Source organism: Kribbella qitaiheensis, assembly GCF_014217565.1.
Classification (GTDB): Bacteria; Actinomycetota; Actinomycetes; order Propionibacteriales; family Kribbellaceae; genus Kribbella; species Kribbella qitaiheensis_A.
In genome coordinates this window covers 3,875,247-3,900,388 of sequence record NZ_CP043661.1, presented here as the reverse complement: position 1 = coordinate 3,900,388, position 25,142 = coordinate 3,875,247, and the positions used below count along the sequence as shown (strand labels likewise).

Here is a 25,142-nt window from a genome sequence, read left to right as displayed (position 1 = left end):
CCGCTGACTCCCAGCGAACTGCCAGCTCGCCACAGGGAGTGACTCAGGTTCACCGGCCAGCATCGGTGACATGCAGATTTCAGGTCGTCCTCGGGTCGAGATCGTCGTACCCGTCAAAAACGAGGAGTACGACCTCGGCCCGAATATTCGCCGGTTACGGGAGTTCCTGGACACCGCGTTCCCGTTCGCGGCCGAGGTCTGCATCGCCGACAACGGCAGTACCGACGCCACCTTCGAGATCGGCTGCCTGCTGGCCACCGAGCTGTCCGGGGTCCGGGCGGTCCGGATCGAGGAACCGGGTCGCGGCCGTGCGCTGAAGCAGGTCTGGTCGTCCAGTGGCGCGGACGTGCTCGCGTACCTGGACGTTGACTTGTCGACAAACCTGAACGCGCTGCTGCCGCTGGTGGCACCGCTGGTCGCCGGGCACAGTGATGTTGCCATCGGCACCCGGTTGGCGCGCGGTTCGCGAGTGGTCCGGCGGCCGAAGCGGGAGGCGATCTCGCGCGGCTACAACCTGTTGCTCAGGGCAACTCTCGCGACCGGCTTCTCCGACGCGCAGTGCGGGTTCAAGGCGATCCGCCGCGACGTCGCCGTCGAGCTGCTGCCACTGGTGGAGGACACCAGCTGGTTCTTCGACACCGAGTTGCTGGTGCTCGCCGAACGGGCCGGGCTGCGGATCCACGAGGTCCCGGTGGACTGGGTGGACGATCTCGACTCCCGGGTCAAGATCGCCAAGACCGTCGCCGAGGACCTGCGCGGTATCGCCAGGATGAGCCGGAGTCGCGTCGACCTGGAGCCCGTACGGCGTACCTTCGGCCGTCCCGCGATCGCGGATCCGAAGACGGCGCTGGCGGCTCGCGTACTGCGATTCTGCGCGGTCGGCGTGCTGAGCACCCTCGCCTACATCCTGCTGTACCTCGTGATGCGGCACGCGATGCCGGCCCAGGTCGCCAACCTGCTTGCCCTGTTGGTGACCGCGGTCGGAAACACCGCACTCAACCGCCGAGTCACCTTCGGCGTCCGTGGCGGCCAGAACCAGGTCAAGCATCAGTTGCGTGGCCTGGTCACCTTCGCCATCGGCTGGAGCCTGACCGCTTCGTCGTTGTGGCTGCTGCACACGGCAGTCGCAGTACCGGCCCGTGGGGTCGAGATCGTCGTCCTGACGGCCGCGAACCTGGCCGCGACGCTGGTCCGCTTCAGCCTCTTCCAGAGCTGGGTCTTCGACGACGACGCCCCCACCCTTCCCACCTTCGAGACGCCCGCGCTGATCGACAACACCCGGAGTCACTGATGAGTACCCTGACAGAACCGAGAAACCTCGCCGCACCTTCGCGGGCCCGGCCGCGGGCTTTGTCCCTGGCGATCGGCCGGGAGAGGGCCGTGTTCGGCGGCCTTTTGTTGCTAACAGCAATCGCCTACTTGTGGGGCCTGTCCAAGAACGGCTACGCCAACGAGTACTACGCGGCGGCCGTGCAGGCCGGCTCGACCAGCTGGAAAGCCTGGTTCTTCGGGTCCTTCGACTCGTCGAGCTTCATCACCGTGGACAAGACGCCGGCCTCGTTGTGGGTGATGGGCCTGTCCGGCCGGATCTTCGGGTTCGGCACCTGGAGCATGCTGGTCCCGCAGGCCTTGATGGGTGTGGCCGGCGTCGGCGTTCTCTACGTGTCGGTACGGCGCTGGTTCTCGGCCAACGCCGCGTTGTTCGCCGGAGCCGTGCTGGCACTGACGCCGGTCGCAGTACTGATGTTCCGCTTCAACAACCCCGATGCGCTGCTGATCCTGTTGCTGATCGCCGGCGCCTGGGCTGTGACCCGGGCGATCGACTCGGTCAAGTACGCCGGGCGCTGGATGGCGCTGGCCGGAATGCTGGTGGGCTTCGGATTCCTGACGAAGATGCTGCAGGCGTTCTTGGTGTTGCCGGCCTTCGGACTGGCGTACCTGATCGCGGGCAAGCCGGCACTCGGGAAGCGGATCGCGCACAGCGCCGTCGCTCTCGGCGCGATGATCGTGGGGGCAGGCTGGTGGGTCGCGATCGTGGAGTTGCTGCCGGCGTCGGCGCGACCGTACATCGGTGGATCCTCGACGAACAGCATTCTCGAGCTGACGTTGGGCTACAACGGGCTCGGGCGGTTGACGGGGGACGAGGGCCGGCTCGGTCGGCGGTGGCGTCGGCAACCCCGGCTGGGGTGGCGCGACCGGGTTGCAGCGTCTGTTCGGCGGCGAGTTCGGTAGTCAGATCGCGTGGTTGCTGCCGACTGCACTGTTGTCGCTTGTCGTACTGGTGGTTGCGGCGGGACGAGCTGGGCGTACTGACAAGACCCGTGCATTCGCAGTGCTGTGGGGCGGCTGGTTGGTCGTCACCGGGCTGGTGTTCAGTTACATGCAGGGGATCATCCACCCGTACTACATGATCGCGCTTGCTCCTGCGATCGCTGCCTTGATCGGGGCGGCCGCGTCGGTTCTCTGGCGGCGCCGGAGCGAGTGGCTGGCCAGGGCGGCTCTTGCCGGAGGCGCCTTGCTGACGGCTGGCTGGAGCTTCTCGCTGCTGAATGCGACACCTACCTGGCAGCCGTGGCTGCGGTGGACCGTGCTGATCGCTGGTGTGATCGGTGCCGGCCTGGTGCTGCTCCTGCCGGAGTTGCAGCTGCACCGTACTGCGCTCCGCCGGGCCGGGCTGTTCGCCGGGGCGCTGCTGGCGTTGACGGCACTCGCCGGACCTGCGGCGTACTCGGTGCAGACCATCAGCACCGCACACTCCGGTGCCATCCCGACAGCCGGACCCGCTGGTGCGGGTGGTGGCTTCGGTGGAGGGCGTCCGGGTGGCATGGGTGGTCGCATGGGAACGTCTCCTGGCGCTACGACAGGACAGGGCGGCACTGGTACTGGTGGCGCGGGTAGTACGAATGGCCAGGGTGGTACGGCGACCGCGCCCCAAGGTGGAGGCGGCATTGGCCGCTTCCTTGGTGGTGCTGGGACCAGCGGGGTTTCGAGTGAGCTCGTCACGCTGCTGCAGCAGGGCGCCAAGGGATACACCTGGGCGGCGGCTGCGGTCACGGCCAATGGGGCGGCTCCGCTGCAGATCGCGTCCGAGGTACCGGTGATGGCGATCGGCGGGTTCAACGGCACCGACCCGGCGCCGTCGCTCGCCGAATTCCAGGAACTGGTTGCTCAAGGCAAGGTGCACTATTTCATCGGCAGTGGTGGTGGCGGCATGGGCGGTCGCGGCGGTAGCAACGGCACCTCTAGCGAGATCAGTGCCTGGGTGACCGCGAACTTCCAGGCCCAGACCGTCGGCAGCACCACCGTCTACGACCTCACCGGCAACTGACCGCCTCGACCAACCGGAGTACGAAATGACACAGAACCCCAATAGCCCGCAGTACACCCCCGAGCTTCCCCAGTGGATCGCCGGCAGCCAGCCACCTGCGGAGCAGCAACACCCCGCGGAGCAGTACCCGGTTGGTGGTCAGCCTGCTGGGCAGGGAGTTGCTGCGGTGAGTGGGAAGGCGAGGTGGCGGTCGTCGGACGGGAAGCCGACCGGGCTGGCGTTAGCTGGTGCTGGGTCGCTGCTCGCAGTACTGGCGTTCCTTGGTGGCACTGCCGTCGGGCATGCCTGGGGTGGCTCGGCTGGTACCGACCAGACGCAGTTCGGCGGACCGGGTGGCGGTGGTCGCTTCGGCCAGTTCCCGGGCCAAACTCAAGGCGGCACCGGCCAGAACGGAACCGGACAGGGTGGAACGGGCCAGAACGGAACCGGACAGGGTGGAACGGGCCAGAACGGTACAGGTCAGGGCACTGTGCCGGGGCAGGGGACCGTGCCGGGGCAAGGGACCGACCCGAATCAGCTGCCGGGGGCGCAGCCCAGCACCGGCACGCAGGACTCGGGTCAGCAGGTGCCTGACCCGACCCAGTCCAGCGGTCAGACGCGCACTACCTGACCACGCCCAGTCCAGCGGTCAAGACCGCACTGTTTGAACCGGTATCGACCGGACCGCCAGCCCAGCAAGGTTGGCGGTTCGGTTGCGTCTGAGACCAGCGTTGAGAGTGGTCCACTGGGTGGGATGACACACGAAGGGTTCCGTTGGCCGGAGAGTGGGGTAAAGATCGGGGCGTGGAATGGTCGAACGTCACCTGGTTCCTGACCGCCCTGGGCGCTGTCGTCGTCTTGCTGACACGCATCCGGCTCGGCGGTGAGTCCGGCGACGGCCACCGGGCGAGCGGCGTCTCCAACTTTTCGTCTGCCCTGGTGCGGATCCACACGACGATCGGAGTACTGACTCTGATCGTGTGGATCGTTGCCCTCGTCACCGGCACGCGGCTGATCGCGCTCGCCGCGCTGGCGGGGTGGTGGCTGCTGGCAATCATCGGATTGTTGCTGCTGGCCCGCTGGCTGCCGAGCGCGAGCAAGCACGCGAAGGGAGCGGCGGCCGACGCCTGGGGTTCCGGTGCCGGCCTCTCGATCCTCGGCCACGTCGGCATGGTGGTCGGTGTCGCCTACTTCACCTTCATCACCGTCACCGAGCGCCTCTGACCCGCACGCAGCCGGTCAGTGAGGCCTGAGGCCGGCGAGTAGGGCGGTGAGGGAGCGGCGTACGGCGTGCTCGTAGGCCTTGGGTGACAGCGTGGTGCCGGCGCCGGCCAGGCGGTCGTAGAGAAGGCCGTCCATCATCGCCGCGACCGGCCAGGCGGCCTCGGTGGCGTCCGGGATGCCCAGCGCTGCCAGCATGTGTGCCAGCCCTTCGCGCAGTTGGCGGCCGCCCTGGATGATCGCGTCCTGGAGTTCCGGTTGGCGGCGGGCTTCCAGGGACAGTTCGTACCTCGCGGCCAGGTCGTCGGCCCGCTCGTTCGCCAAGCCGACGACCATCCCCACCATGAACTCCTCCAGTGGGGCACTGCCTGGATCGGGGGAGGTGGCGGTGAGGTCGCGGGCGAGCATCCGGTTCACGCAGGCGGTGAGCAGCGCGTTGCGGGTACGCAGGTAGTACGACGTGGAGCCCGGCGGCAGCCCGGCCTCGGCGTCCACCGCGCGGTGGGTGAGCCCGCGGAGCCCACGGGTGGCGACCAGATGAATCGCCGCGTCGGCGATCGCATCCCGGCGATCCTCACCCAGCGGCACCGCCTTCGCTCCGGCGGGCCGCTCTCCAGCAGCCCGCTCTCCAGCTGGCCCAGTCTCAGCGCCCGTCGTCTCAGCAGCCTCTGTCACGCGGCAAGTCTCCGGTATCGGCGTTCATGGGGCTCACTCTATCCAATCATCCTCTACAAATGTAGAGTCCAGGCATGAAGACAGCGATTGTGGTGGGAGCGGGGATCGGTGGGGTGACGGCGGCCGTCGCGCTGGAGCAGTGCGGCTGGCAGGTCACGGTGCTCGAGCGGGCGGCCGAGCTCGGCGAGATCGGCGCGGGGATCTCGGTCTGGCCAGGCGCGGCCGGGGTGCTGGAGGGGCTAGGGGTGGCGGGCCTCCAGAAGGTCGCGGCGGCCGGCGACCCGGCCGGAATGCGGCGATCGGACGGGCGGTGGGTGGTCGAGGCTCCCGATCTCGGCCTGGAACTGCCGGTGATGATCCACCGCGCGCAGCTCCACGAGCTGATCACCGACAAGCTCGGCCCAGCAGTCACGATCCGCACCGGCATCACCGTCACCGAGGTGACCCAAAACGCGGCTCGCGTAGTCGTCAGAGGCGTCGCCGTGGAGTCGGGTGGCGTGAGCGTGAGTACGCAGTACGAGGAGTTCACTGCGGAGCTGGTGGTTGCGGCGGATGGGATCCGGAGTGTGGTGCGGGGCGCGCTTCACCAGGGGTATGCGGGGCCGCGGTACTCGGGCTACACGGCGTACCGGGGGATTGCTGAGGTCGAGACCGGCGACGGCGGTGGTGAGACGTGGGGGCGTGGCCAGCGCTTCGGGTTCGCGAAGCTGATCGACGGGCGGATCTACTGGTACGCGACGGCGAACCGGCCTGCGGGTGCGCCCGCTGGACCTGGCGGACTGCATGGCGACGTCACCGCGGCGTTCGCCGACTGGCATGACCCGATCCCGGCGCTGCTGGCCGGTACGCCGCCGGAAGCCGTGCTGCAGAACGACATCTACGACCTGGCGACACCGCTGCCTCCGTTCGTCGAGGGCCGGGTGGTCCTGCTCGGCGACGCCGCGCACGCGATGACACCGAACCTCGGCCGCGGCGCCTGCTCGGCCATCGAAGACGCCGGCGCCCTCGCCAAGCACCTCCGCGCCACCCCGGACCTGAGTACTGCGCTCAGTCGGTACGACGCTGAGCGGCGGCCTGTCACCACCAAGCTGGTCAAGCGGTCGCGTGCGGTTGGGCGGCTCGGCCAACTGGACAGTGGAATCCTCATCGCGGTCCGGGACGGCGTCCTCGGGCTGGCAGGCGAGGCGGCCTCGTTGCGGGGGAAGCGGCGCCGGATGGAACAATCCCGGGTATGACCACACTCCCGCAGGCCGTCGAGATCCCCGGTGCGAAGCATCTCCACTCCGGCAAGGTCCGGGACCTGTACGAGCTGGAGTCCGGCGAGCTGCTGATGGTCGCGAGTGACCGGATGAGCGCGTTCGACTGGATCCTGACGACGCCGATCCCGGACAAGGGCAAGGTGCTGACGGCGATGAGCCTGTGGTGGTTCGAGCAGCTGGACGTGCCGAACCACATCCGCTCGACCGACGTCCCGGCCGAGGTCGCGGGCCGTGCGGTGCTCTGCGAGAAGCTCGAGATGTTCCCGGTCGAGTGCGTGGCCCGCGGGTACCTGAGCGGAACCGGCCTGCTCGACTACAACGCGACCGGCGAGGTCTGCGGCATCCCGCTGCGCTCCGGACTGGTCGAGGGCTCGCGACTGGACGAGCCGATCTTCACCCCGGCCAGCAAGGCCGACCTGGGTGACCACGACGAGAACGTCTCGTACGACGCGGTGGTGGCGACTGTCGGCGCGGAGACTGCCGACGCGCTGCGGAAGCTGACCCTGGACCTCTACCGCGATGCGCACGCCCGGGCCGAGAAGCGCGGGATCATCCTGGCCGACACCAAGTTCGAGTTCGGCGCCCGGGCCGACGGCACGATCGTGCTCGCCGACGAGGTGCTGACGCCGGACTCGAGCCGGTTCTGGCCGGCCGACCAGTGGGCGCCGGGCAAGCAGCAGCCGTCGTACGACAAGCAGATCGTGCGCGACTGGCTGCAGTTCGAGTCGGGCTGGGATCTCAAGTCGGGACAGGCGCCGCCGCCGCTGACCGACGAGGTGATCGAGCGCACCCGCTCGGCGTACATCGACGCCTACGAAAGCCTCACCGGCCGCACCTTCAGCTGAACACTCCAAAAGCTAGAAGAGGCCGACGCCCAACGCCAGGGTGATGAAGCGGGCCAGCCGGCCGACCAGGGTCGAGAGGCCGAAGGTGACGACGCCCATCCGGCTGGCGCCGCCGATCAGGGCGACGCCGTACAGGGGTGGGATGCCGACCGATGCGCTGAGCAAAGTCACCGGGATCCCCCAGCGGCGATCGCTCATCGCGTCGAGCAGGCGTTTGCTAACCCCACGGTTCCACTGGATGAACCGGCCGCGCCGGGTGCCGAGGTCGACCGGTTTCGGCTCCCTGGCCACCTTCTTGGCGTACCCGGGCCGGTAGCGGACGGCCAGGAACATCGCGACCTTGCCGATGGTCTGGCCGACCGAGACGCCGATCGCGGCGACTACCGGGTCCAGTGCGCCGGAGCCGCCGCCGACGAGGACGTACGCCTCCGCGTTCATCACAGGGATGACGGCGGACCCGATCCCGAAGCCCACCGCCAAGGCCAGCTGCCAGACCCACATGCCACCGATGTTATGCCCGGCCGCCGGCGACAACACGGAGGTCAGCACCACCTGCGAGTGAACCAGGCGCCACTGCGGTCCGGGTCGGGCCTCCCTTGACAGCCCTGGGTTGGACGGCTCATCGAACGCCGGCCGGTACTGCGGGCCGCCGGCCGCGCAGGATTGCGAGCAGCCGGCCGAGGGACAGCACCTTGACGACGACCGCGGCCAGCGCCACGGCGTACGCCGGCCAGATCGTCCCGGCCAGATGTCCGGCCACCAGCGAGATCACCACGGCGGCGGTGTTGAACGCCTTCGCCAGCCGGGACCAGTTCCACGCGTAGATCCGCCGGTCGACCCGGTAGAAGTAGTTCGGGCTCAGCAGGTCCGGCCAGAGCAGGAAGGCCAGCGACAGCATTGTGTCGAGCACCCCGAACTGGATCAGGAAGATTGCCAGCGGGCCGATCACATCCGGGTAGGTCGCCATGAAGGCCGCCGCCAGCAGGAACGAGCAGGCCCGGTCGCTGACGATGTCGAAGACGGCGCCGGCCACCGTCTCCTCGTGCCGGTACCGCGCGACCGCGCCGTCGGCCATGTCGCCGAGCCAGTAGGCGGCGTAGCCCGCCACCAGCCAGGCCCGGGTCGCCGGTGCGGAACGCCACCGTGGCGACGACCATCGCGAGCAAGGTGCGGACCAGCGTGACTCTGTTCGGTACGCCGAGCAACAGTGCAGGCGGGGACGGCAGTGCCAACCGCTGTGCCGTCGTCGCTGTAGGCACCTGCGTCGTAGCCATTCCAGGCCCCCTCCATCCGAGTGATCGCGCAATGACAGGCTATTACACATTGCACAGTACTGAGTTATGAATAACCTGTGGCTTGCCGGGACCGGGCGGCAAGAGGAGCCGCCCGGCCTCAGGTGGACCGCAGGTTCTCCGGGGCGGCCGCCTCGTGCACGTGGCCGCGCAGCAGGAACGCCGCCGCGGCGCCGACCAGCCAGGCGAGCCCGGCGCCCACAACCGCCACCCCGGCGGTCACCAGTAGTCCGAGGGATTGGTCGGGTGAGTACGAACCGATCGATGAGAGGTGCGCGTACAGCACTCCGCCGATCAGCAGTCCGCAGGCAACCGCCCAGGTGATGCCGGCTGTCAGCTGGTAGCGCACAGAGGCACGGAGCTGTGCCTCGCCGACGCCTAGGACGTTGAGCGCGGCCAGCTGGCGGCGCTGATCCAGCAGGTCATCAGCCGTTCCGGCCAGCAGGGAGATGCCCGCGATCAAGGCGATGAACACGGCGGCACCGGCGGCGAAGACCAGTCCAGGCACATAGAAGGCAGTGTCGTAGCTGTACGACTTAGGGCGGAGGGACTCGAATCCCATTGCGCCCACGAAGCCCAGCGCGGTTCCGCACAACACCAGCAGAGCTAGGGTCCGGGCGTGCGGGCGGACGGTCCTGAGCAGGCGTCCGCCGGCGAGCACCTTCAGGGGATTCCCCGATCGCTCCAGCCGGTTGCCCTGCCAGGCCACCAGCACCGTAGGCAGCGCTAGACAGACGACCACGAGACCGAGGCCTATGAGGACCAGGAAGCTGGAGCTCGCGCGATAGACGAGACCACTCAGCAGGACGAGCCCGATCCCGACCGCGCAGGCAACTGCCGCCCGCGTGACGTTCGCGGTCTTGGCCGGCCGCTCGCGTGGCTCTGCGACCACGCCACGGCCGAGCAGGGCGCCGACGATGGCGGCTGCGACGGCCAGTACTACGGCCACGATCGGCCAGGTCGCCAGATCCACCGAGTTGGCCGGTGGCAGCATCCGGGCCGTCCTGGGCAAGGTCTGGATCGCCAGTGCGAGCAGGAGATAGAGGGGACCCGTCAGGAGGCCACCGATGAGGCCCGCGATCCCCGCGTCGACGGCACCGAGTGCGCGGACCTGGTTGGGAGTGGCACCGGCCAGCCGGAACGCGCCCAGCCGGCGGTCGCGAGCCGCAGTACCGAGTTTCAGCGCCTGGAACGCCAGCAAGCAGGACGCGACGGCCAGCAGGACGGCAGCGAAGGCGACACCGGTGCGGATGCCGTCTTCCTGGATGTAGTCGCTGTACTGGTCGGAGTAGTAGTAGCCGCGGAAGCCCAGCCGTTTGATGCGCCAGGCGGCGAGCAGGAATGCGCCAGCGATCGCGATAGTGGCCACCAGCAGCCGGAAGCGGCTGCGGTCGGTGGCAGAGCGGGGCCGGGCCAGCTCGAAGAGGGTGGCGAGGTTCACGACAGTGCCACCTCGTGCTGTACGACGCCGTCGCGGAGGCGGACCTCGCGGTCGGCGTACGCGGCGACCATGTTGTCGTGGGTGACCAGTACCAAAGCTGCTCCGCCGTTGCGCACGGAGGAGAGCAGCAGGTCCATCATCTGCTCACCGGCGACGCTGTCCAGGCTGCCGGTGGGCTCGTCGGCGAACACGATCGCCGGTCCTGTGACGAGTGCCCGCGCCACGGCCGCCCGCTGGTTCTGCCCACCCGAGAGCTCGCTCGGCACCGCAGTGGCGTCCTCTCCGACCCCGGCCCCGGTCGAGCCACTCCTTGGCGGCCCGCCGAGCTCCGGCCCGGTCGTGGCCCTCCAGGAGCAGCGGCAGCGCCACGTTGTCGATCAGCGTGAGGTCAGGAACCAGCTGCCCGAACTGCAGCACGACACCGGCCTGCGTACGCCGTAGTCGCGTCCGCACTGCTTCGGACAGGTCCGCCAGGTCCTGTCCGACCAGCTGGACCGTCCCGGCCTGTGGCCGGAGGATCCCAGCTGCGCAGTGCAGCAGGGTGGACTTGCCGCAGCCGCTCGGACCCGTGATCGCCACGACCTCGCCGGGCTTGACCTTCAGCGAGACTCCACGCAGGGCCACGTCGCGGCGGTAGGCGTACTCCACCCGGAGCAGCTCCAGGGCGAGGTCGGTCATCGACTGGTCTCCTTCAGATCGGTGATTCGATCCAGCGCGGCGTCAAGCCAGCGCAGATCGGCGTCCAGGTGGACGGCGATGAAATCCCGCACCAGCCGGGCCGGGGTGTCGTCGCCGGAATCGGCCGACGCGGCCCTCAGCTCGCGGATCCGGCGCAGATGGCTGGACCGCTGCCGGGCCAGGAACGCGGTCGCGTCCTCGCCGGTGTGGATGGTCGCGACCACCTTGCGGACCATCTCGTCCACCGCGCCGAGAGCGGGCTGGATCGGCTCGGCCAGCCAGTCGGCCAGGTGCTCGCGGCCCTTCTCGGTGAGTCCGTAGACGGTCCGTTCGGGGCCACCCTCCGAGCCGCGATCGACGACCTCCACCAGCTCGTCGCGCTCCAGCCGGGACAGCGTCGTGTACACCTGCCCGAACGCGAGCGGGCGGCTGTCCGGGAACCAGGCGTCATGCCCGCGCTTGACGTCGTACCCGTGCGCCGGACCGCTGTGCAGCAGTCCCAGAACGAGTTCAGCAGTTGCCATGGAAGGGACTATACACACGATGTATGTACTCAGTGAATAGTTGTCGATGCGGGAGTCTGGGGCAGCGGTCGGTAGGATTCAGCCCGTCAGCGCCGCATCGAAACCAGGAGTGTCAGTGGCCCGCGTTGTCGTGGACGTCATGCTCAAGCCCGAGATTCTCGACCCGCAGGGCAAGGCGGTGCACGGTGCGTTCGGCCGGCTCGGCTTCGACGGCGTGGCCGATGTCCGTCAGGGCAAACGATTCGAGATCACCCTGGACGGTGAGGCAACCGAGGAGAAGGTCGCCGAGATCCGCAAGGCGGCGGACACGCTGCTGGCCAATCCGGTGATCGAGGACTACACCCTGCACGTCGAGGTCGACGCGTAATGAAGATCGGGGTCGTCACCTTCCCGGGCTCCCTGGACGACGCGGACGCCCGCCGCGCGGCCGCGGTCGCCGGTGCCGAGGCGGTCGCGCTCTGGCACGGCGACGCCGACCTGCACGGGGTCGACGCGGTGGTCCTGCCCGGCGGCTTCTCGTACGGCGACTATCTGCGCGCCGGCGCGATCTCGCGGTTCGCCCCGGTGATGGAGACCATCATCAAGAAGGCGGGCGAGGGTCTGCCGGTGCTCGGGATCTGCAACGGGTTCCAGGTGCTCTGCGAGTCGCACCTGCTGCCCGGCGCGCTGATCAAGAACAACCACCGCAAGTTCATCTGCAAGGACCAGGCACTGCGGATCGAGAACAACCGCACCGCCTGGACCAGCGACTACGACGCGAACCACGAGATCACCATCGTGCTGAAGAACCAGGACGGCGGCTACGTCGCCGACGAGACCACCCTGGACCGGCTCGAGGGCGAGGGCCTGGTGGTCGCGCGCTACCTCGACGACAACCCGAACGGCTCGTACCGCGACATCGCCGGGATCAGCAACGAGCGCGGCAACGTGGTCGGCCTGATGCCGCACCCGGAGCACTGCGTCGAGACCCTGACGGGTCCGAGTACGGACGGCCTGGGCTTCTTCACCTCGGTGCTCAAGGCCGTCGTCTCCTCCTGATGAAGTTCCGCTTACGTCCGAAGCACCGTGGGGCGGGCCCCACCCTTCTTCGGACGCTAGGCTTCCGACACAGGGCACTAGCTCTTGGGTTGGCGGTGGTGGCGGGATCGGCCGCTACCGCAACAGCCAGTACTGCGTACGCCGCGTCGCCGGCGGACCAGCAGGTGCCGCGGGCGAACCAGAGCCTGCTGGCCAAGGTGATCGTGGTCGGCGTCCCCGGTCTCACCTGGTACGACGTCAAGGGCTCACCTGACCTGACAGCGCTCGTGAACCAGTCGCACGTCGGCTCGATCACTGTGAAGACGGCCGGACCGCACACCTGCCCGGTCGACGGCTGGCTGACCATCAGCGCCGGGACCAGGGCCTGGGGCAATGTCCCCGACCAAGCCTGTGGTGACCTCCCCGGCCTGGTCGACGGCAAGGTTCAGAACTGGCAGACGTACGTCGACCGCCAGGCCGAGCACCACACCGGTGCCCCACTCGGCCGCCTCGGTGAGAGCCGGGACCGCGTCTGCGGCTTCGGTCCTGGCGCGGCCATCGCGGTCGCCCGGACCGACGGCACGGTCAGCAACTGGGAGCCGACCGTCGACCTGGCCAAACTGGGCAGCACGAGCTGTCGCGACGCCGTCATCGACGCTGGAGCCATGCCGCTGCGGGAGGGCCGGGACGAGGCTCGCAAGCGAGTCGCCGAGCTGGTCAAGCAGGCCAAGGCCGCAGCGGTCGACTCCTGGGTGTTGCTGGTCGGGGTCAGCCAGGTGACCGCCAACGCACACCAGGAACCGCTGGTCGCGATGCAGTTGCCGCCCGACAACGGCCCACGCTGGTTGACCAGCGACTCCACCCGCAGGCCCGGCCTGATTCAGCTCACCGATGTGACAGCGACCGTCCTGCGCGGCGAGGCGAAGCCGATCGACCCGGCCGGTGCCGAGAAGGACAGCCCGCTCGACGGCAACGAGATCTTCTTCACCGGCGACCAGCACACCGACGCGAGTGCGGTGATCGAGGACCGGCTCGACACGAACGAGCGGTTCGAGCATCCCCGCCCGGTCCTGATCGCCGTCGCGATGACGTTGCTGGTGGCGCAGTTGGCCGCGCTCGGGTGGTTCCTGATCACCAGGAGCCGGCGGGCGCGGAGTACGAGTGAATTCACGCTGTTGGCGCAGGGTGGGTTCTTCATTGCTGTCTTCCTGTCCACGGCGACGGTCTGGTGGCGCTGGCCATCGCCCGGGCTCTCCCTGTACTGCGTGGTGCTGGCGATCAGCGCTGCCTTCGCCGGGCTGGCCAAGGCGTTCCTGAAGCAGTACGCCGGTCTGGGGATCCTCCTGGCGGCGTACGCGATCTTGCTGGTCGACGGCGTGCTGGGGACTCCGCTGCAGTTCGGCAGCATGTTCGCGGACGGCCCTGTGATCGGTGGCCGGTTCTACGGGTTCGGTAACTCCACCTTCGCCACACTGGCCGTCGCTGCGCTCGTCACAGCCGGCTGGGTCGCGCAGAAGCTGCTTGACCGAAGCCGCATGCAGGCAGCACTCGCAGTACTGATCATCGGCGGCCTGGCGATCATCGTGGACGGCAAGCCTGGCTGGGGGACCGACTTCGGCGGCATCATCGCGCTGACGCCCGCAGTGCTGCTGCTTGCGTGGCTGACGTGGCGTGGCAGCATCTCCCTGAAGGCCCTGATCGGCATCGGCATCGCAGGAGTGGTCGCGGTGTCAGCAGTCGCCTTCCTGGACTACCTGCGGCCCGCCGACCAGCGCAGCCACTTCGGTACCTTCGTGGCGCGGCTGCTCGACGGCGACGTCGGCGACGTGCTGATCCGCAAGCTCCAGATGTCTGCGAGCTTCTTCTATGCACCTGCCGGCTGGTTCATGCTCGCCGGTGTCGTGCTGGCCATGATCGCGACCGTCTGGCCCAACAAGGTGCCCTTCGAGAGCTACCGCCGGTACTACGTAAGCCGGCCGATGATCCGGCCGACCCTGCTCGCGCTGTCCACCTGCGGCCTGGTCGGAATGCTGCTGAACGACGCGGGCGTCGCCCTACCCGCGATCATGACGGGCTTCGCCCTTCCTTTGCTTGTAGCCCATCTCCTGGCCATCGGCGTGGAGACCCCAGCTACCGTTTCACCCGAGTCCCACCTAGTACAGGAGTCATAAAAGTGTCGACCGACACCGTCAGTAACGCGACCAGCACGCCGGACGTGGAGCAGCCGTGGGCGGAGCTCGGGTTGAAGCCGGACGAGTACCAGCGGATCCGCGACATCCTGGACCGGCGGCCGACCAGCTGCGAGCTGGCGATGTACTCGGTGATGTGGAGCGAGCACTGCTCGTACAAGTCGTCCAAGGTGCACCTCAAGCGGTTCGGTGAGATCCCGCAGGAGACCCCGGCCGGCAAGATGCTGGCCGGTATCGGCGAGAACGCCGGCGTGATCGACATCGGTGAGGGCTACGCCGTCACCTTCAAGGTCGAGTCGCACAACCACCCGTCGTACGTGGAGCCCTACCAGGGCGCGGCGACCGGCGTCGGCGGCATCGTCCGCGACATCCTCGCGATGGGCGCCCGCCCGGTCGCGGTGATGGACCCGCTGCGGTTCGGTCCGCTGGACGCGCCCGACACCAAGCGCGTGCTGCCCGGCATCGTGTCCGGCGTCGGCGGCTACGGCAACAGCCTCGGCCTGCCGAACATCGGCGGCGAGGTCGTCTTCGACTCGACCTACCTCGGCAACCCGCTGGTGAACGCGCTCTGCGTCGGCGTGATGCGGCACGAGGACCTGCACCTCGCGAACGCGACCGGTGTCGGCAACCAGATCATCCTGTACGGCGCGAAGACGGGCGGCGACGGCATCGGCGGCGTCTCCGTGCTGGCTTCGGAGACCTTCGCCGATGGCGGTCCGACCAAGCGCCCCGCAGTACAGGTCGGCGACCCATTCATGGAGAAGCTGCTGATCGAGTGCACGCTCGAGCTCTTCGCGGCCCGGATCGTCGAGGGCATCCAGGACCTCGGTGGCGCGGGCCTGTCCTGTGCGACTTCCGAGCTGGCCAGCGCGGGCGACGGCGGCATGCACGTCTCGCTCGACAAGGTGCCGCTGCGGGACGCATCCCTTGCTCCGGAAGAGATTCTGATGAGCGAGTCGCAGGAGCGGATGATGGCCGTCGTCACGCCGGCCAACGTCGAGAAGTTCCTGAAGATCTGTGCGAAGTGGGATGTCCAGGCCGACGTGATCGGTGAGGTCACCGACACCGGGCTGCTGCAGATCGACTGGCACGGCGAGCGCGTCGTCGACGTACCGCCGCGGACTGTCGCGCACGACGGCCCGGTCTACGAGCGTCCGTACGCGCGGCCGGCCTGGCAGGACGAGCTGCAGGCGGACGGCGCCGAGAAGTTGCCGCGGGCAACCACCGGTGAGGAGCTGCGGGACACGCTGCTCAAGCTGATCGCGTCGCCGAACCTGTGCGACAAGTCGTGGGTCACCGACCAGTACGACCGGTACGTGCTGGGCAACTCGGTGCTCGCGCAGCCCGAGGACAGCGGGATGATCCGGGTCGACGAGACGAGCGGCCTCGGCGTCGCGGTCTCCACCGACTGCAACGGGCGCTTCACCAAGCTCGACCCGTACACCGGCGCCAAGCTCGCGCTGGCCGAGTCCTACCGCAACGTCGCCACCACGGGCGCCCGCCCGGCCGCGGTGACGGACTGCCTGAACTTCGGCTCGCCCGAGGACCCGGGCGTGATGTGGCAGTTCACCGAGGCCATCCGCGGCCTGGTGGACGGCTGCATCGAGCTGGGCATCCCGGTGACCGGCGGCAACGTGTCGTTCTACAACCAGACCGGTGAGACCCCGATCCTGCCGACGCCGGTCGTCGGCGTGCTGGGTGTCATCGACGACGTCACCCGCCGTACGCCGATCGGCTTCACCGCCGACATGGAAGGCCACCAGCTCTACCTGCTCGGCGAGACCGAGGAGGAGCTGTCGGGCTCGGAGTGGGCGCACGTCATCCACGGTCACCTCGGCGGTCGTCCGCCGGCGGTGGACCTGGCTGTCGAGGCACAGCTCGCGGACATCCTGATCAACGCGTCCCGCGACGGCCTGATCGACGCGGCCCACGACGTCAGCGACGGCGGTGTCGCCCAGGTGCTGGTCGAGTCCGCGCTGCGCGGTGGCGTCGGCGCCCGGGTCTGGACCCCGGACGGCCTCGACCCGTTCCTGTTCCTGTTCGCCGAGTCGGCCGGCCGCGCCGTCGTCGCCGTACCGCGGACCGAGGAGGTGCGGTTCACCGACATGTGCACCGCCCGCCGATTCCCGCACACCAAGATCGGCGTCGTCACTGGCGAGTCCCTCGACGTCCAGGACCAGTTCGAGGTTTCCCTGACCGACCTCCGCACCACCTGGACCGCCACCCTCCCGGCCCGCGCTGGGCTGATGGACTGGGAAGGCGCGCACGAACTCGGCGGCCGGGTCTACCGATCCGGTCCGCCGAGTGACGCAGTACGAGAGCAGTTGATCGATGCCGGTGTCACCGGCATCGAGGTCCCCGACGAGGAGCCCGGCGGGCCGGCGTACTACGGGGAGGCGTTGCGGCGCTCACCCGGTCGCATCACGTCGGTCTTCGCGCAGCTCGCGGATGCGGAGCCGGGCGAAGTCCTGATCTTCGGGGACCGGACCTCGATGATCGCCGCGATGCTGCGGACGCTCGCGGGGAGGCCGGTCCCGGACATCCTGGACGACTACGAACTCGACCTCCGCGCCGGGAACGAGGCTGCCCCAGAGCCACTGGGCGACACCGCGCTCGACCTGTACTGCGCCGACGCCTGCCTGGCGATGCTCGCCTTCCTCGGCTCCACCGACATCCCCGGCTACCTCACCGCGAGCGGCCTCACCTTCGAGCAGCTCGACCGGGTTCGTGAGCGCCTGACCAGTTGACGGCCCGCCCGGTCAGCCGCCGGTGGCTGTCGGCGGCGTACCGATGTGGACCTCCAGCTCGGCGGGTTGGGTGATCTGGTCGATGGCGGCGTCCTTGAGCTTGGCGGCCTGTTCCTCACCGGCCAGCAGAGCTGCCCGCATCGCCTCGGCGTCCTTGATCTCCTGGCTGGTGACCGCATCGGCCGCGCTCGTGGCGCCCTGGACGATTTCGAGATGGGTGCCGTCGGTCGGCATCAGCTCGTTCCAGTGAGCGACGCAGTACACCTTCTCGGGCGTGTCCTGGCAGTCGGTGGTCAGCACGGGCACCTCGTCCGGCTCCCCGATGATCGTTCCCCGGAACTTGCGCAGGTCCTCGATCAGTTCCTCGAACCGCTTCTCGACCGCTGCCCCGAGCGGTGTCGCCATCGACTTGCCGAAGATCCAGCGCAACGCGAAGAGCTCCATCCCGGCCCGCACCGGCAGATAGAGCTTCGCCCAGCTGGCGTTGACGAAGTCGGACGGATCCAGCGTCGGTTCCCGGGTCTCGCCGCTCGACCACCAGCTCGGGTAGGCGACGAACGAGGCGCGCTCCCAGTCGAAGATGCGCTGCCAGTAGTCGATCTCCCAGCACTCGTCGCGGACGCCGGCCGGGAAACGCTCCTCGATGATCTGCGAGATCATCTCGTTCACCGGGTCGAGGCCCCGCTTCATCCGCTGCTCGAGCGCGTCGGCGTCGGCGTGTGCCTGCTCGAGGGCGGCATCGCGCTTGTCCGTCCAGGCCTGCAGAGCGGTTCGGTACGCCGCGAGGTCCGCGTTGTACTTGGTGTCCTCACCGATCTGCTGGACGATGGTCGGCCGCTCCCGGAACCGTGCCTTCAGCTGCAACTCGATGCCGGGACCGCCCAGCCAGGACGGGCAGCCGATGTGGAGCCGCACCCGCAGTACGGAGGCGCCGTCCGCCGCGGTCGGGTACGGCGTCCCCACGACGTACCGGCTGACGGTTTCCTGCGGCCGCCTGGTGATGACGTTGATGTTGTCGTTGATGAAGTCGGCGTCGTCGTCCCACTGGAAGCCGGCCGAGTCGAATGGAACATCGATGTCGTAGTCGGCGCGCATGTCGCCCGTCCAGCCCCACTGGTTCGCCGGGACGACGGCCGAGACGTTCACCTGGGTGGCCGGTTCGGTCGGATTCGGCCCGGGGACCTGTTCGACCTTCTTCGGCTCCGGTGGCACCGGTGGCAGCCCGGCAGTCGCGGCCGCCATGATCGCCAGCCGGCCTTTCAGGATCTTGTCGGAGAAGGTGTGCGCGGGATCCTTGATGCTCGGTGCCCAGCACAGCCGCGCGCCGTAGCGTTCCTGCTGCAACTGCAGGCGTTGCAGCACCTTGAAGTAGTGCAGGGTGATCGGGGTGACCCGGTTCGGGTTGCGCAGGGTGCGCTTCGAACCGGATTCCGAGCCGGACTCGGTGACCAGCTTGAAGTCGGTCTTGTGCTGGGTGCGGTACTTCGCGGCCACCTTGGAGCTGGCCGTCTGGTTGTCCTTGACCGCCCGCCGGGTCGTTTCCTGGTGGGCGTCGGTGACATTCTTCGTGTAGGCGATCGTGTGGCTGGCGTTGAACTTGCCCCAGAAGAACTCCGGGCTGTGGTACTCGCCGGTGTGGCTGGCGTTCAGCCCCCAGTTGTCGGTGAGGGTCCGCTGCCGCTCGAAGCCCTCCTGGATCTCGGTGCTCAGGCTGCTGGTCAGCTCGAGGTCGAACTGCCGCTCGGTCTCGTCCTGCTCCTCCAGCGTCAGCTGGCGTTTCGTGTACGTCTTCTGCTCGAGCACGACCTCCTCGCCGGGCGCGAGCGCGAGCGCGTACAGGTGCTCGCCGAGCGCGAACCCGGTCGGCCGGATCCTGGTCCGGTCCAGGAAGGCGTAGCCGAGATCCGACTTGAGCAGACCGGCCACGAACTCGGTCTCCTGCGAAGTGAGCAGCGTCGGCCGGGCCTGCGGCCGTTCCGCGAAGACCATCGTCGAGTCGACGACCGGCAGGGTCTGGTCCGCCGACTCCATGTTGTTGGCGTCCCAGAGCCGGCTCAGGCCGAGCTTTTTCAGGATGCCGGGCAGGTTGTCCCGGTTCAGTCCGCCGTACCGGAGCGCTTCGAGGATTTGCTGCTTGGAGTAGAACGGCAGGATCGGTGTGACCTCGTCATCGAACGTGATCAGCACCGGGACGAAGTAGTTGGAGTACACGTACCGGTCGGAGAAGGCGGCGGCGAAGCCGAGGCCTTCGGTGTCGACATCCGCAACGACCACTTTGCTCATCGGTGATTCCCCCTGGGCGCGAGGCCCGGTCGAACTACTTGAACAGCGAATTCAGACCCTTGTAGGTCATCTCGTGCGAGAGCACGTAGAACAGCTCACCGAAGACGGACTGCAACGCCGCCTGCCGCACGACGGTCTCCCGGACGGCGTGGGTGGTGAGTTCTTCCAGCGCCTTGACCAGCTCGGCCGACGGCCCGCTCTTGGCGGCCTTGCGGTAGGCGTCGGCGATCGCCTCCCAGTTGCCGTCGAACTTCGCGCCGAGGTCGTCGGCGACCGTGCCCCAGGTCTGCTCGAACTTCTCCAGCTTGGTCGACGACGTCCAGTCAACGTTGGTGACGCGACGGGCGTTCGGGTCCAGTAACAACAGGTCCGACTTGAGATCGCCGACTGTGGTCGTCGTCTTCCAGCCGAACCGCTTGCTCAGGTACGTCGCAAGGGCCCGCTCGGTGTCGGCCGCGCCGGCCGCGTCGAAACCGATCAACTTGAGCAGCAGGTCGCGTTCCTTGTGGGCGAGCAGCATCTGGGCGACGGTCTTGTCCAGCGCCTCGCCGGCGCCGGCAAGTGCGGTCTTCAGCTCCGGCGTCGATGCCTGGACGGCTTGCAACGTGGTCCGGAGGGTCTTCTCCGTGAAGGGCTTCAGACCTGGCGAGGCGGTCGCGATCAGCTCTGCCACCTCGGCCGCCATCCGCTCGTGGATGAGCTGACCGAGGACCCACGGCTTGACCCGGCCGGCCTTGCGAAGCTCCACGAACGCGGCGTACGCGACCTCCTGGAGCAGAGTGTTGAACCGGGTCGTGAGCCGCTGGGCCAACTGCGCCGCCTTCGTCGCGTAGCTGACGGCCTGGGCGGTGCCGGCGAGCTTCGCCGGCTTCTGATAGCCGGCGAACGCCTTGTCGAGCTGCTGGAGGATCGCGTCGAGCGCCTCGTCGAGTTCGGCCCGGGTCGCCTGCCGTCCGGCCGACGACACCAGCTCGGAGCTCGCCGCCATGAACACCGGCTTGGCGTCCTGGCTCACCAGTACGCCGTACCCGGTGCCCGCTCCGGCGCCTGCGAACGCCTCGGCGTGGGCGGACTGGAACACCACGGACAAGGTGAATTCGCCCTGCGCCAGGAAGGCCCGGCCCTCCCGGATCAGCGATCGCAGCAACTCAGGTGGGAAGAGTGTGCGCAGGAAGTCCATCCCCACCCGCGGGGCGGCTTCGACCACCGCCTTTCCGATCGCGACCAAGACCTGGACGAGCTGTCTGGTCAGCTGAGCGACCTGAGCAGCAGCGCCTCGCAGTACGCCGAAGAGTAGCGGCGCGTAGCGGATCGCGGCCTTGACCGCGACCTTCAGCAACGCCATCAGTTCGGCGAGACCGACCAGCAACTGGAAGAGATCGCCGCCGATCCGGCCGAGGCGCTTGCCGGCCGCGAACCAGTCGAAGTTCTCCAGGTCGTGTTCGAACTCGCGGTTCCAGTCCCGCCAGACCTTCACCAGCTTGGCGGGCAGCGCGGCCGGATCGACCTCGTCGAGCAGCGCGGAGAAGACCTGCTTGACCACCGCCACCTGCTCGTCCAGGCGATGCAGCCCGGCATCCGGTTTGGTGGCCAGTAGATAGACAGTGCTGAAGCCCTCGTTCTGCAGCCGGCCGATCAGTTGCATCAGCTTGACCAGATCGACCACGACAGTGGCGTAGGACTCGGCGACTCCGACCACGAAGCCCTCGAAGAAGAGCTTGGGGTTCACTGTGTTCCAGAACGAGTAGTGCCGGATCGCGTCCATCAGCACCGGGTCGAGCCCGACGAGGAAGCCGCGGAAGGCGGAGTCACGGTCCACCTCGAGGGCGGCCAGGGCGAAGAACTCCTCGGCCAGTCCGAGCCGGGCCAGCAACCGGACCAGGTCCCAGACGTTGTCCGCGGTGATCCGGCCGCGCATCGCGTCCAGGACCCGGGTACGGGTCAGCGAGCGCACTGCCTGTGCCCGGACATAGTACTCGACGGTCAGCGCGACGAACTCGACCCGAGGGTCGGGCGTTCGCTGTCCGTAGATCGTGCGCAGCGTCTCGTCCGGCACGGCCGGAACTGTGAACCAGTCCTGGATCATGACGGTCCGCGGATTGTCCGCCACCGGTCAGGCCCCCCTCCGGCTGGAAGATGACTGCCACGATGCCGCAGCCATGGAGCCCCGGCAAGATGTCGGCCGTCGCCCGGCGGGAGTTCATTCCTGGCCTCTTCCGGGGCCGGCCCGGCTGAATCTTTCGACGGGTCCGTTGACCAGTCGTCTGGCACACTCGAAGCGAGGCAAGTGGGGAGGTTGAATGGCCGACAAGGCAAAGCCGACAGCGAATCTGAGCCAGCTGACCGGGATGGCTGCTGCCGCGGGGCGGGAGGCTCGGGAGGCTGCGGCGCGCCGGAAGATGCAGACGATCCGGCTCACCGACGAGGAACGGCGGCTCTGTTCGGACGACCTTGCCGAGCAGTTCGCGGTCGGCCGGCTCGATGTCGGCGAGCTGGATCAGCGGCTCGATCTGCTGCAGGTGGCCGTCACCCATCGCGACCTGGTGCCGGTGTTCGAGGGCCTGCCGGTCCCGCAGCTCTACATCCGCGAGCCTCGCAAGTCCGGCCGCTGGCGCTGGGCGGCCTTCATCGGCGCGGTCTGGCTGGCGTTGCCGTTCATGCTGACCGGGCTGGTCTTCCTGGTCTTCGGCCGCGAGATGACGGCCGCGATCTTCGGCGTGCCGTCCATCCTCTGGATCCTGGCCACCTGGCGCTGGGCCCGCAACGGCACCCGGGCCCGAACCGCACCCGAGCGCCGCCGCTGACTTCGCGCTCTACCTGGTCGGCGCCACGTAGAGGGTGATCTCGCCCGCGACATACTCGCTGGCGTCCCGGACGTACCAGTCGTCGGGCGGCGTCGGGATCGCCTTCGCGTCCCGCGGCTGGTTGGCGTCGTAGTACTCGAGGACCTTCAGCTCGCGCTCCGCGAGGACCTGCTTGACCTCGGCGATCGTCCGGTCGCGCCACTTCGCGCCGTGCATCGCTTCGCCCGGATCGTCCACGTTGCTGCTGAAGTGCCAGTACTGCTCACCCGGTTTCGCCGCCCGCCCGAACTGGATCTCGGTCTCTCCGTCGTAGTTCACCGGTACTTCGAGACCGTCCTGGCAGCCCGGATCGGATGCGTTCAGCGTCCCGTTGCAGAGCTCGCCCGGCTCCAGCCGGCGCAACTGGTCGGTGTCGTGCTCGTCACGGCCCGAATAGCTGACCATCGTGCCGACGAACGGCTTGCTGACCGCGACCGCCTTCACGGTGATGTGCAGGCCGAGCTTCTTGAGTTCGGCGTTGTACCGCTTCGGATCAGCGGTCGGGTCCACCACCCGGATGATCAGGTGATCGCCGCGTGCGGTCACCGACAGCGCTTCCGGGCGGTCCTGGCCGGGGTGATCGATCACGGTCGCGGCGACCACTCCGCCGATGAGCAGCAGGCTGGCGGCGACCAGCGCCAGCCGCAGGCGGCCCGGAGCCTTGGCCGCACTGCGAGCTATCGGCTCCCCGACCGTCTCAGTGATGCCGGCGGACAGCTCGGTCCAGGCGGCCTCGCTGATGTGGGTGTCGGGCGACGGGTTGAGGCCGCGGGTGACGGCGTCGATGTCAGGCGTCTCCATGCGAAACCACTCCTGTCGTAACCGGCCGATCCGTTGCCGTCAGCAACTTCGCGAACCGCTTCCTGGCCCGGTGCAATCTGATCCGTACCGCGTTGCGCGAGCACCCGAGTGCGGTCGCGATCTGCGCGTTGTCGAGCTCTTCCCAGGCCACCAGGCTCAGCAATTCGCGGTCCTGCTCAGGCAGCTCCCGAAACGCCCGGCCGGCGGGGGAATCATCCAGGTCCGGCGCCCGCGTCGGCGCCGACTCGGCCAACTCGCCGCGAAGCTTGTCCGCCAGTGCATGCCGGCGGTCCTCGCCACGCCGGTGGTTGGCCAGCGTGCGCCGCGCCACGCCGTACAGCCACGGTCTGGTCTGATCCCCGCCCGGTACTTCGTCAAGCCTCCGCCAGGCCACCAGAAACGTGTCGGCCAGCAGATCGGCCGCATCGTGACGACTCCCGGTCCGCCTGAGCAGATACCCAAGCACCGCCTCACGATCAGCCGCGAAGAACTCCTCGAACCTCTCGCGCCGGCGATCCCGCGGCAAGTCCCCCACACCCGCCTCGCTCTCCGGCCCCACTCGGGCTCTCGTCGATGTCAACGTCATACCCCACACATGTCCGGCACCTCAGCCGTCCATTTCACGCAGCCCCCATTGCACCAACCTGCCGGTCCACCCACCCTCCGATGACCGCCTAGCCTGGAACACTTGGTGGGTCGGTCTGGGGTGGACCGCGTCCGGTCGCTGGGGGCTCAGATGGACGATGGCGACGAGGCCGGCAGGGTGCTGCTTGCTCTGGCCCACGGCCAGTTGGCCCGTGACCGAGTGGCCTCGGCAGCTCGCCTCTCGGAACCAGCGGCCGGCCGCCAACTGGACGCCCTGATCCGGAAGTCCTTGGTAGCCAAGGTGCCGCAGACGCGCGGCAGACCGCAGTACGGCCTGACTCAGCGGGGCTTGGACGAGCTGGATCGGGTCACTGCCCTGACGGACCCGGCTGAGTGCAACTTGCTCAACGCGCTGTCGGAGACGACGCCGTACTCCGTGACCGAGTTGGCCGGAGCGACGGGTATGTCCGCCTCGGCGGTGTACGAGCTGCTTCTACGACTCATGCGCGGCGGGTTCGTGGCGGCGTACGGGCAGGACGAGCGCGCCGAGTACTGGCTGACTCCCAACGGGGTCGGCAGGCGGGCAATGCTGCGGGGTCTGCTGACAGACGGGCCGGTCACCATCGGCCGAACCCTGAACGCCATAGCGGCGGCCACCCATCAGGCGGGTGTAGCCGCGACGCGCGAGAGGATGGCCGGGCAGCCGTTGTCCGACTATGACCGGGCTGTTTGCTCTGCCGAGTTGACCGAACAACACAAGCTGGGTCTGTTCGACGCGAAAGAGCTGGCCAAGCGAGAGGGGCTGCTGCGAGTGGCCACTCTGCACGGGCAGCTCATCGCGGTTTTCGACGGCCTCCGCCCGCCTCCGCTGTACGGCGAGCAGTTGCCGCCGCCACGGAAGATTCGCTGGAGCGGGGCCGCCTTCGTCGTGAGATCTCTCGTCACGCTGCCGTTCGTGATCATCGGTCTCATCGTTCTGCTCACTGCATCGACCTCGGACGACTACATCGGCGGCGCCATATTCTTCTCGTTCTCCGCCCTCTGGATCTACCTTGCTTGGCGCTCAGCGGCCGGAAAGGAGGATTAGAGTCCGACCATGACCGTGCTGCGTTCGATCGGGTTGTTCGGGGTGGCCGCGGTGGCCGAGATCGGTGGGGCGTGGCTTGTCTGGCAGGGGGTTCGGGAGCATCGGGGAGTGCTCTGGGTGCTCGGCGGCTTGGTTGCCCTGGGCGCCTATGGGTTCGTGGCGACGCTGCAGCCGGATCCCAACTTCGGGCGGATCCTGGCGGCGTACGGCGGGATCTTCGTGGCCGGCTCGCTGCTCTGGGGTGTGCTGTTCGACGGGTTCCGGCCGGATCGGTGGGACCTCGCCGGGGCCGCCGTCTGTCTCATCGGGGTGGGCCTGATCATGTACGCGCCCCGCGGCTGAAATAGC

The 25,142-nt window shown here is 68.4% G+C and carries 24 protein-coding genes and 1 pseudogene; 14 read left to right on the top strand and 11 right to left on the bottom strand.

Annotation, left to right across the window (positions count from 1 at the left end; genetic code table 11):
• Positions 1–70: 70 nt before the first annotated feature.
• The 5 genes from F1D05_RS18240 to F1D05_RS18225 all read left to right on the top strand — a co-directional run bounded on the left by F1D05_RS18240 (position 71) and on the right by F1D05_RS18225 (position 4,531).
• A complete protein-coding gene (locus F1D05_RS18240; protein WP_185448766.1) occupies positions 71–1,291 on the top strand; it encodes a bifunctional glycosyltransferase family 2/GtrA family protein in 1,221 nt (406 codons plus the stop codon).
• Positions 1,291–2,232 (top strand): glycosyltransferase family 39 protein, encoded by a 942-nt coding sequence (locus F1D05_RS38950; protein WP_206686262.1) that lies wholly within the window; start codon positions 1,291–1,293, stop codon positions 2,230–2,232. The genes F1D05_RS18240 and F1D05_RS38950 overlap by 1 nt, the downstream gene beginning before the upstream one ends.
• Positions 2,201–3,328: a hypothetical protein gene (locus F1D05_RS38945; RefSeq protein WP_206686261.1), complete on the top strand. Its 1,128-nt coding sequence runs from the start codon at positions 2,201–2,203 to the stop codon at positions 3,326–3,328. Before F1D05_RS38950 ends, F1D05_RS38945 begins: the two co-directional genes overlap by 32 nt.
• Positions 3,329–3,353: 25 nt before the next feature.
• On the top strand, positions 3,354–3,938 hold the full coding sequence (locus F1D05_RS18230) for a hypothetical protein (protein WP_185448765.1): 585 nt from the start codon (positions 3,354–3,356) through the stop codon (positions 3,936–3,938).
• A gap of 173 nt (positions 3,939–4,111) precedes the next feature.
• Positions 4,112–4,531, top strand: a complete 420-nt coding sequence (locus F1D05_RS18225) for a hypothetical protein (protein WP_185448764.1) — start codon at positions 4,112–4,114, stop codon at positions 4,529–4,531.
• Positions 4,532–4,546: 15 nt separating this feature from the next.
• Here the strand turns inward: F1D05_RS18225 and F1D05_RS18220 are convergent, their stop codons facing one another.
• Positions 4,547–5,203 (bottom strand): TetR/AcrR family transcriptional regulator, encoded by a 657-nt coding sequence (locus F1D05_RS18220; protein ID WP_246486795.1) that lies wholly within the window; start codon positions 5,201–5,203, stop codon positions 4,547–4,549.
• Between the two features lie 74 nt (positions 5,204–5,277).
• On the opposite strand from F1D05_RS18220, the gene F1D05_RS18215 reads away from it, so the two are divergent.
• Positions 5,278–6,438, top strand: a complete 1,161-nt coding sequence (locus tag F1D05_RS18215) for an FAD-dependent monooxygenase (RefSeq protein ID WP_185448763.1) — start codon at positions 5,278–5,280, stop codon at positions 6,436–6,438.
• A complete protein-coding gene (locus tag F1D05_RS18210) occupies positions 6,435–7,307 on the top strand; it encodes a phosphoribosylaminoimidazolesuccinocarboxamide synthase (protein ID WP_185448762.1) in 873 nt (290 codons plus the stop codon). The genes F1D05_RS18215 and F1D05_RS18210 overlap by 4 nt, the downstream gene beginning before the upstream one ends.
• A gap of 12 nt (positions 7,308–7,319) precedes the next feature.
• Here the strand turns inward: F1D05_RS18210 and F1D05_RS18205 are convergent, their stop codons facing one another.
• The 6 genes from F1D05_RS18205 to F1D05_RS18185 form a co-directional block, all read right to left on the bottom strand.
• Entirely contained in the window at positions 7,320–7,808 is a 489-nt protein-coding gene (locus tag F1D05_RS18205; RefSeq protein WP_185448761.1) for a hypothetical protein, read from the bottom strand.
• 118 nt (positions 7,809–7,926) lie between these two features.
• Complete coding sequence (locus F1D05_RS18200) at positions 7,927–8,415, bottom strand: CDP-alcohol phosphatidyltransferase family protein (RefSeq protein ID WP_185448760.1); 489 nt, start codon at positions 8,413–8,415, stop codon at positions 7,927–7,929.
• A 284-nt stretch (positions 8,416–8,699) separates the two neighbouring features.
• Positions 8,700–10,040, bottom strand: a complete 1,341-nt coding sequence (locus tag F1D05_RS18195) for an FtsX-like permease family protein (protein ID WP_185448759.1) — start codon at positions 10,038–10,040, stop codon at positions 8,700–8,702.
• Complete coding sequence (locus F1D05_RS40405; RefSeq protein WP_246486794.1) at positions 10,037–10,264, bottom strand: hypothetical protein; 228 nt, start codon at positions 10,262–10,264, stop codon at positions 10,037–10,039. Before F1D05_RS40405 ends, F1D05_RS18195 begins: the two co-directional genes overlap by 4 nt.
• Positions 10,185–10,718, bottom strand: coding sequence for an ATP-binding cassette domain-containing protein (locus F1D05_RS18190; RefSeq protein ID WP_246486793.1), 534 nt, complete (start codon positions 10,716–10,718; stop codon positions 10,185–10,187). The genes F1D05_RS40405 and F1D05_RS18190 overlap by 80 nt, the downstream gene beginning before the upstream one ends.
• Positions 10,715–11,242, bottom strand: coding sequence for a PadR family transcriptional regulator (locus F1D05_RS18185; RefSeq protein WP_185448758.1), 528 nt, complete (start codon positions 11,240–11,242; stop codon positions 10,715–10,717). The genes F1D05_RS18190 and F1D05_RS18185 overlap by 4 nt, the downstream gene beginning before the upstream one ends.
• A gap of 115 nt (positions 11,243–11,357) precedes the next feature.
• Between F1D05_RS18185 and purS the strand changes: the two genes are divergently transcribed.
• From purS to purL, 4 genes and pseudogenes are all read left to right on the top strand, one after another.
• Complete coding sequence (gene purS / locus F1D05_RS18180; RefSeq protein WP_185448757.1) at positions 11,358–11,609, top strand: phosphoribosylformylglycinamidine synthase subunit PurS; 252 nt, start codon at positions 11,358–11,360, stop codon at positions 11,607–11,609.
• On the top strand, positions 11,609–12,280 hold the full coding sequence (gene purQ, locus F1D05_RS18175; RefSeq protein WP_185448756.1) for a phosphoribosylformylglycinamidine synthase subunit PurQ: 672 nt from the start codon (positions 11,609–11,611) through the stop codon (positions 12,278–12,280). The genes purS and purQ overlap by 1 nt, the downstream gene beginning before the upstream one ends.
• 98 nt (positions 12,281–12,378) lie before the next feature.
• Entirely contained in the window at positions 12,379–14,430 is a 2,052-nt protein-coding gene (locus F1D05_RS18170) for a hypothetical protein (RefSeq protein WP_246486792.1), read from the top strand.
• Positions 14,431–14,432: 2 nt separating this feature from the next.
• Positions 14,433–16,691: pseudogene (gene purL, locus F1D05_RS18165) on the top strand (phosphoribosylformylglycinamidine synthase subunit PurL); the annotation flags it as partial.
• A 516-nt stretch (positions 16,692–17,207) separates the two neighbouring features.
• Here the strand turns inward: purL and F1D05_RS18160 are convergent.
• On the bottom strand, positions 17,208–19,478 hold the full coding sequence (locus F1D05_RS18160; RefSeq protein WP_185448754.1) for a hypothetical protein: 2,271 nt from the start codon (positions 19,476–19,478) through the stop codon (positions 17,208–17,210).
• 34 nt (positions 19,479–19,512) lie between these two features.
• The gene (locus F1D05_RS18155; protein ID WP_206686260.1) at positions 19,513–21,588 is read right to left on the bottom strand and encodes a hypothetical protein; all 2,076 of its coding nucleotides are present in this window, start codon (positions 21,586–21,588) and stop codon (positions 19,513–19,515) included.
• Between the two features lie 190 nt (positions 21,589–21,778).
• Here F1D05_RS18155 and F1D05_RS18150 point away from each other — a divergent pair, with 190 nt between their 5' ends.
• A complete protein-coding gene (locus F1D05_RS18150; RefSeq protein WP_185448753.1) occupies positions 21,779–22,282 on the top strand; it encodes a DUF1707 SHOCT-like domain-containing protein in 504 nt (167 codons plus the stop codon).
• Positions 22,283–22,291: 9 nt separating this feature from the next.
• Here the strand turns inward: F1D05_RS18150 and F1D05_RS18145 are convergent, their stop codons facing one another.
• Positions 22,292–23,122 (bottom strand): hypothetical protein, encoded by an 831-nt coding sequence (locus F1D05_RS18145; RefSeq protein ID WP_185448752.1) that lies wholly within the window; start codon positions 23,120–23,122, stop codon positions 22,292–22,294.
• Positions 23,109–23,657, bottom strand: coding sequence for an RNA polymerase sigma factor (locus F1D05_RS18140; protein WP_206686259.1), 549 nt, complete (start codon positions 23,655–23,657; stop codon positions 23,109–23,111). The genes F1D05_RS18145 and F1D05_RS18140 overlap by 14 nt, the downstream gene beginning before the upstream one ends.
• 201 nt (positions 23,658–23,858) lie before the next feature.
• Between F1D05_RS18140 and F1D05_RS18135 the strand changes: the two genes are divergently transcribed.
• Together F1D05_RS18135 and F1D05_RS18130 are read left to right on the top strand one after the other, a co-directional pair.
• Complete coding sequence (locus F1D05_RS18135) at positions 23,859–24,794, top strand: helix-turn-helix domain-containing protein (RefSeq protein ID WP_185448750.1); 936 nt, start codon at positions 23,859–23,861, stop codon at positions 24,792–24,794.
• 9 nt (positions 24,795–24,803) lie between these two features.
• On the top strand, positions 24,804–25,136 hold the full coding sequence (locus F1D05_RS18130; protein ID WP_185448749.1) for a YnfA family protein: 333 nt from the start codon (positions 24,804–24,806) through the stop codon (positions 25,134–25,136).
• The last annotated feature ends 6 nt before the right edge of the window (positions 25,137–25,142 follow it).

Bases quoted from the DNA above. Each gene is read 5' to 3' on its own strand.
- F1D05_RS18240 (WP_185448766.1), top strand. From the start codon at position 71: ATGCAGATTTCAGGTCGTCCTCGGGTCGAGATCGTCGTACCCGTCAAA.
- F1D05_RS38950 (WP_206686262.1), top strand. From the start codon at position 1,291: ATGAGTACCCTGACAGAACCGAGAAACCTCGCCGCACCTTCGCGGGCC.
- F1D05_RS18230 (WP_185448765.1), top strand. From the start codon at position 3,354: ATGACACAGAACCCCAATAGCCCGCAGTACACCCCCGAGCTTCCCCAG.
- F1D05_RS18215 (WP_185448763.1), top strand. From the start codon at position 5,278: ATGAAGACAGCGATTGTGGTGGGAGCGGGGATCGGTGGGGTGACGGCG.
- F1D05_RS18210 (WP_185448762.1), top strand. From the start codon at position 6,435: ATGACCACACTCCCGCAGGCCGTCGAGATCCCCGGTGCGAAGCATCTC.
- F1D05_RS18205 (WP_185448761.1), bottom strand. From the start codon at position 7,808: ATGTGGGTCTGGCAGCTGGCCTTGGCGGTGGGCTTCGGGATCGGGTCC.
- F1D05_RS18190 (WP_246486793.1), bottom strand. From the start codon at position 10,718: ATGACCGACCTCGCCCTGGAGCTGCTCCGGGTGGAGTACGCCTACCGC.
- F1D05_RS18185 (WP_185448758.1), bottom strand. From the start codon at position 11,242: ATGGCAACTGCTGAACTCGTTCTGGGACTGCTGCACAGCGGTCCGGCG.
- purQ (WP_185448756.1), top strand. From the start codon at position 11,609: ATGAAGATCGGGGTCGTCACCTTCCCGGGCTCCCTGGACGACGCGGAC.
- F1D05_RS18160 (WP_185448754.1), bottom strand. From the start codon at position 19,478: ATGAGCAAAGTGGTCGTTGCGGATGTCGACACCGAAGGCCTCGGCTTC.
- F1D05_RS18150 (WP_185448753.1), top strand. From the start codon at position 21,779: ATGGCCGACAAGGCAAAGCCGACAGCGAATCTGAGCCAGCTGACCGGG.
- F1D05_RS18145 (WP_185448752.1), bottom strand. From the start codon at position 23,122: ATGGAGACGCCTGACATCGACGCCGTCACCCGCGGCCTCAACCCGTCG.
- F1D05_RS18135 (WP_185448750.1), top strand. From the start codon at position 23,859: ATGGACGATGGCGACGAGGCCGGCAGGGTGCTGCTTGCTCTGGCCCAC.
- F1D05_RS18130 (WP_185448749.1), top strand. From the start codon at position 24,804: ATGACCGTGCTGCGTTCGATCGGGTTGTTCGGGGTGGCCGCGGTGGCC.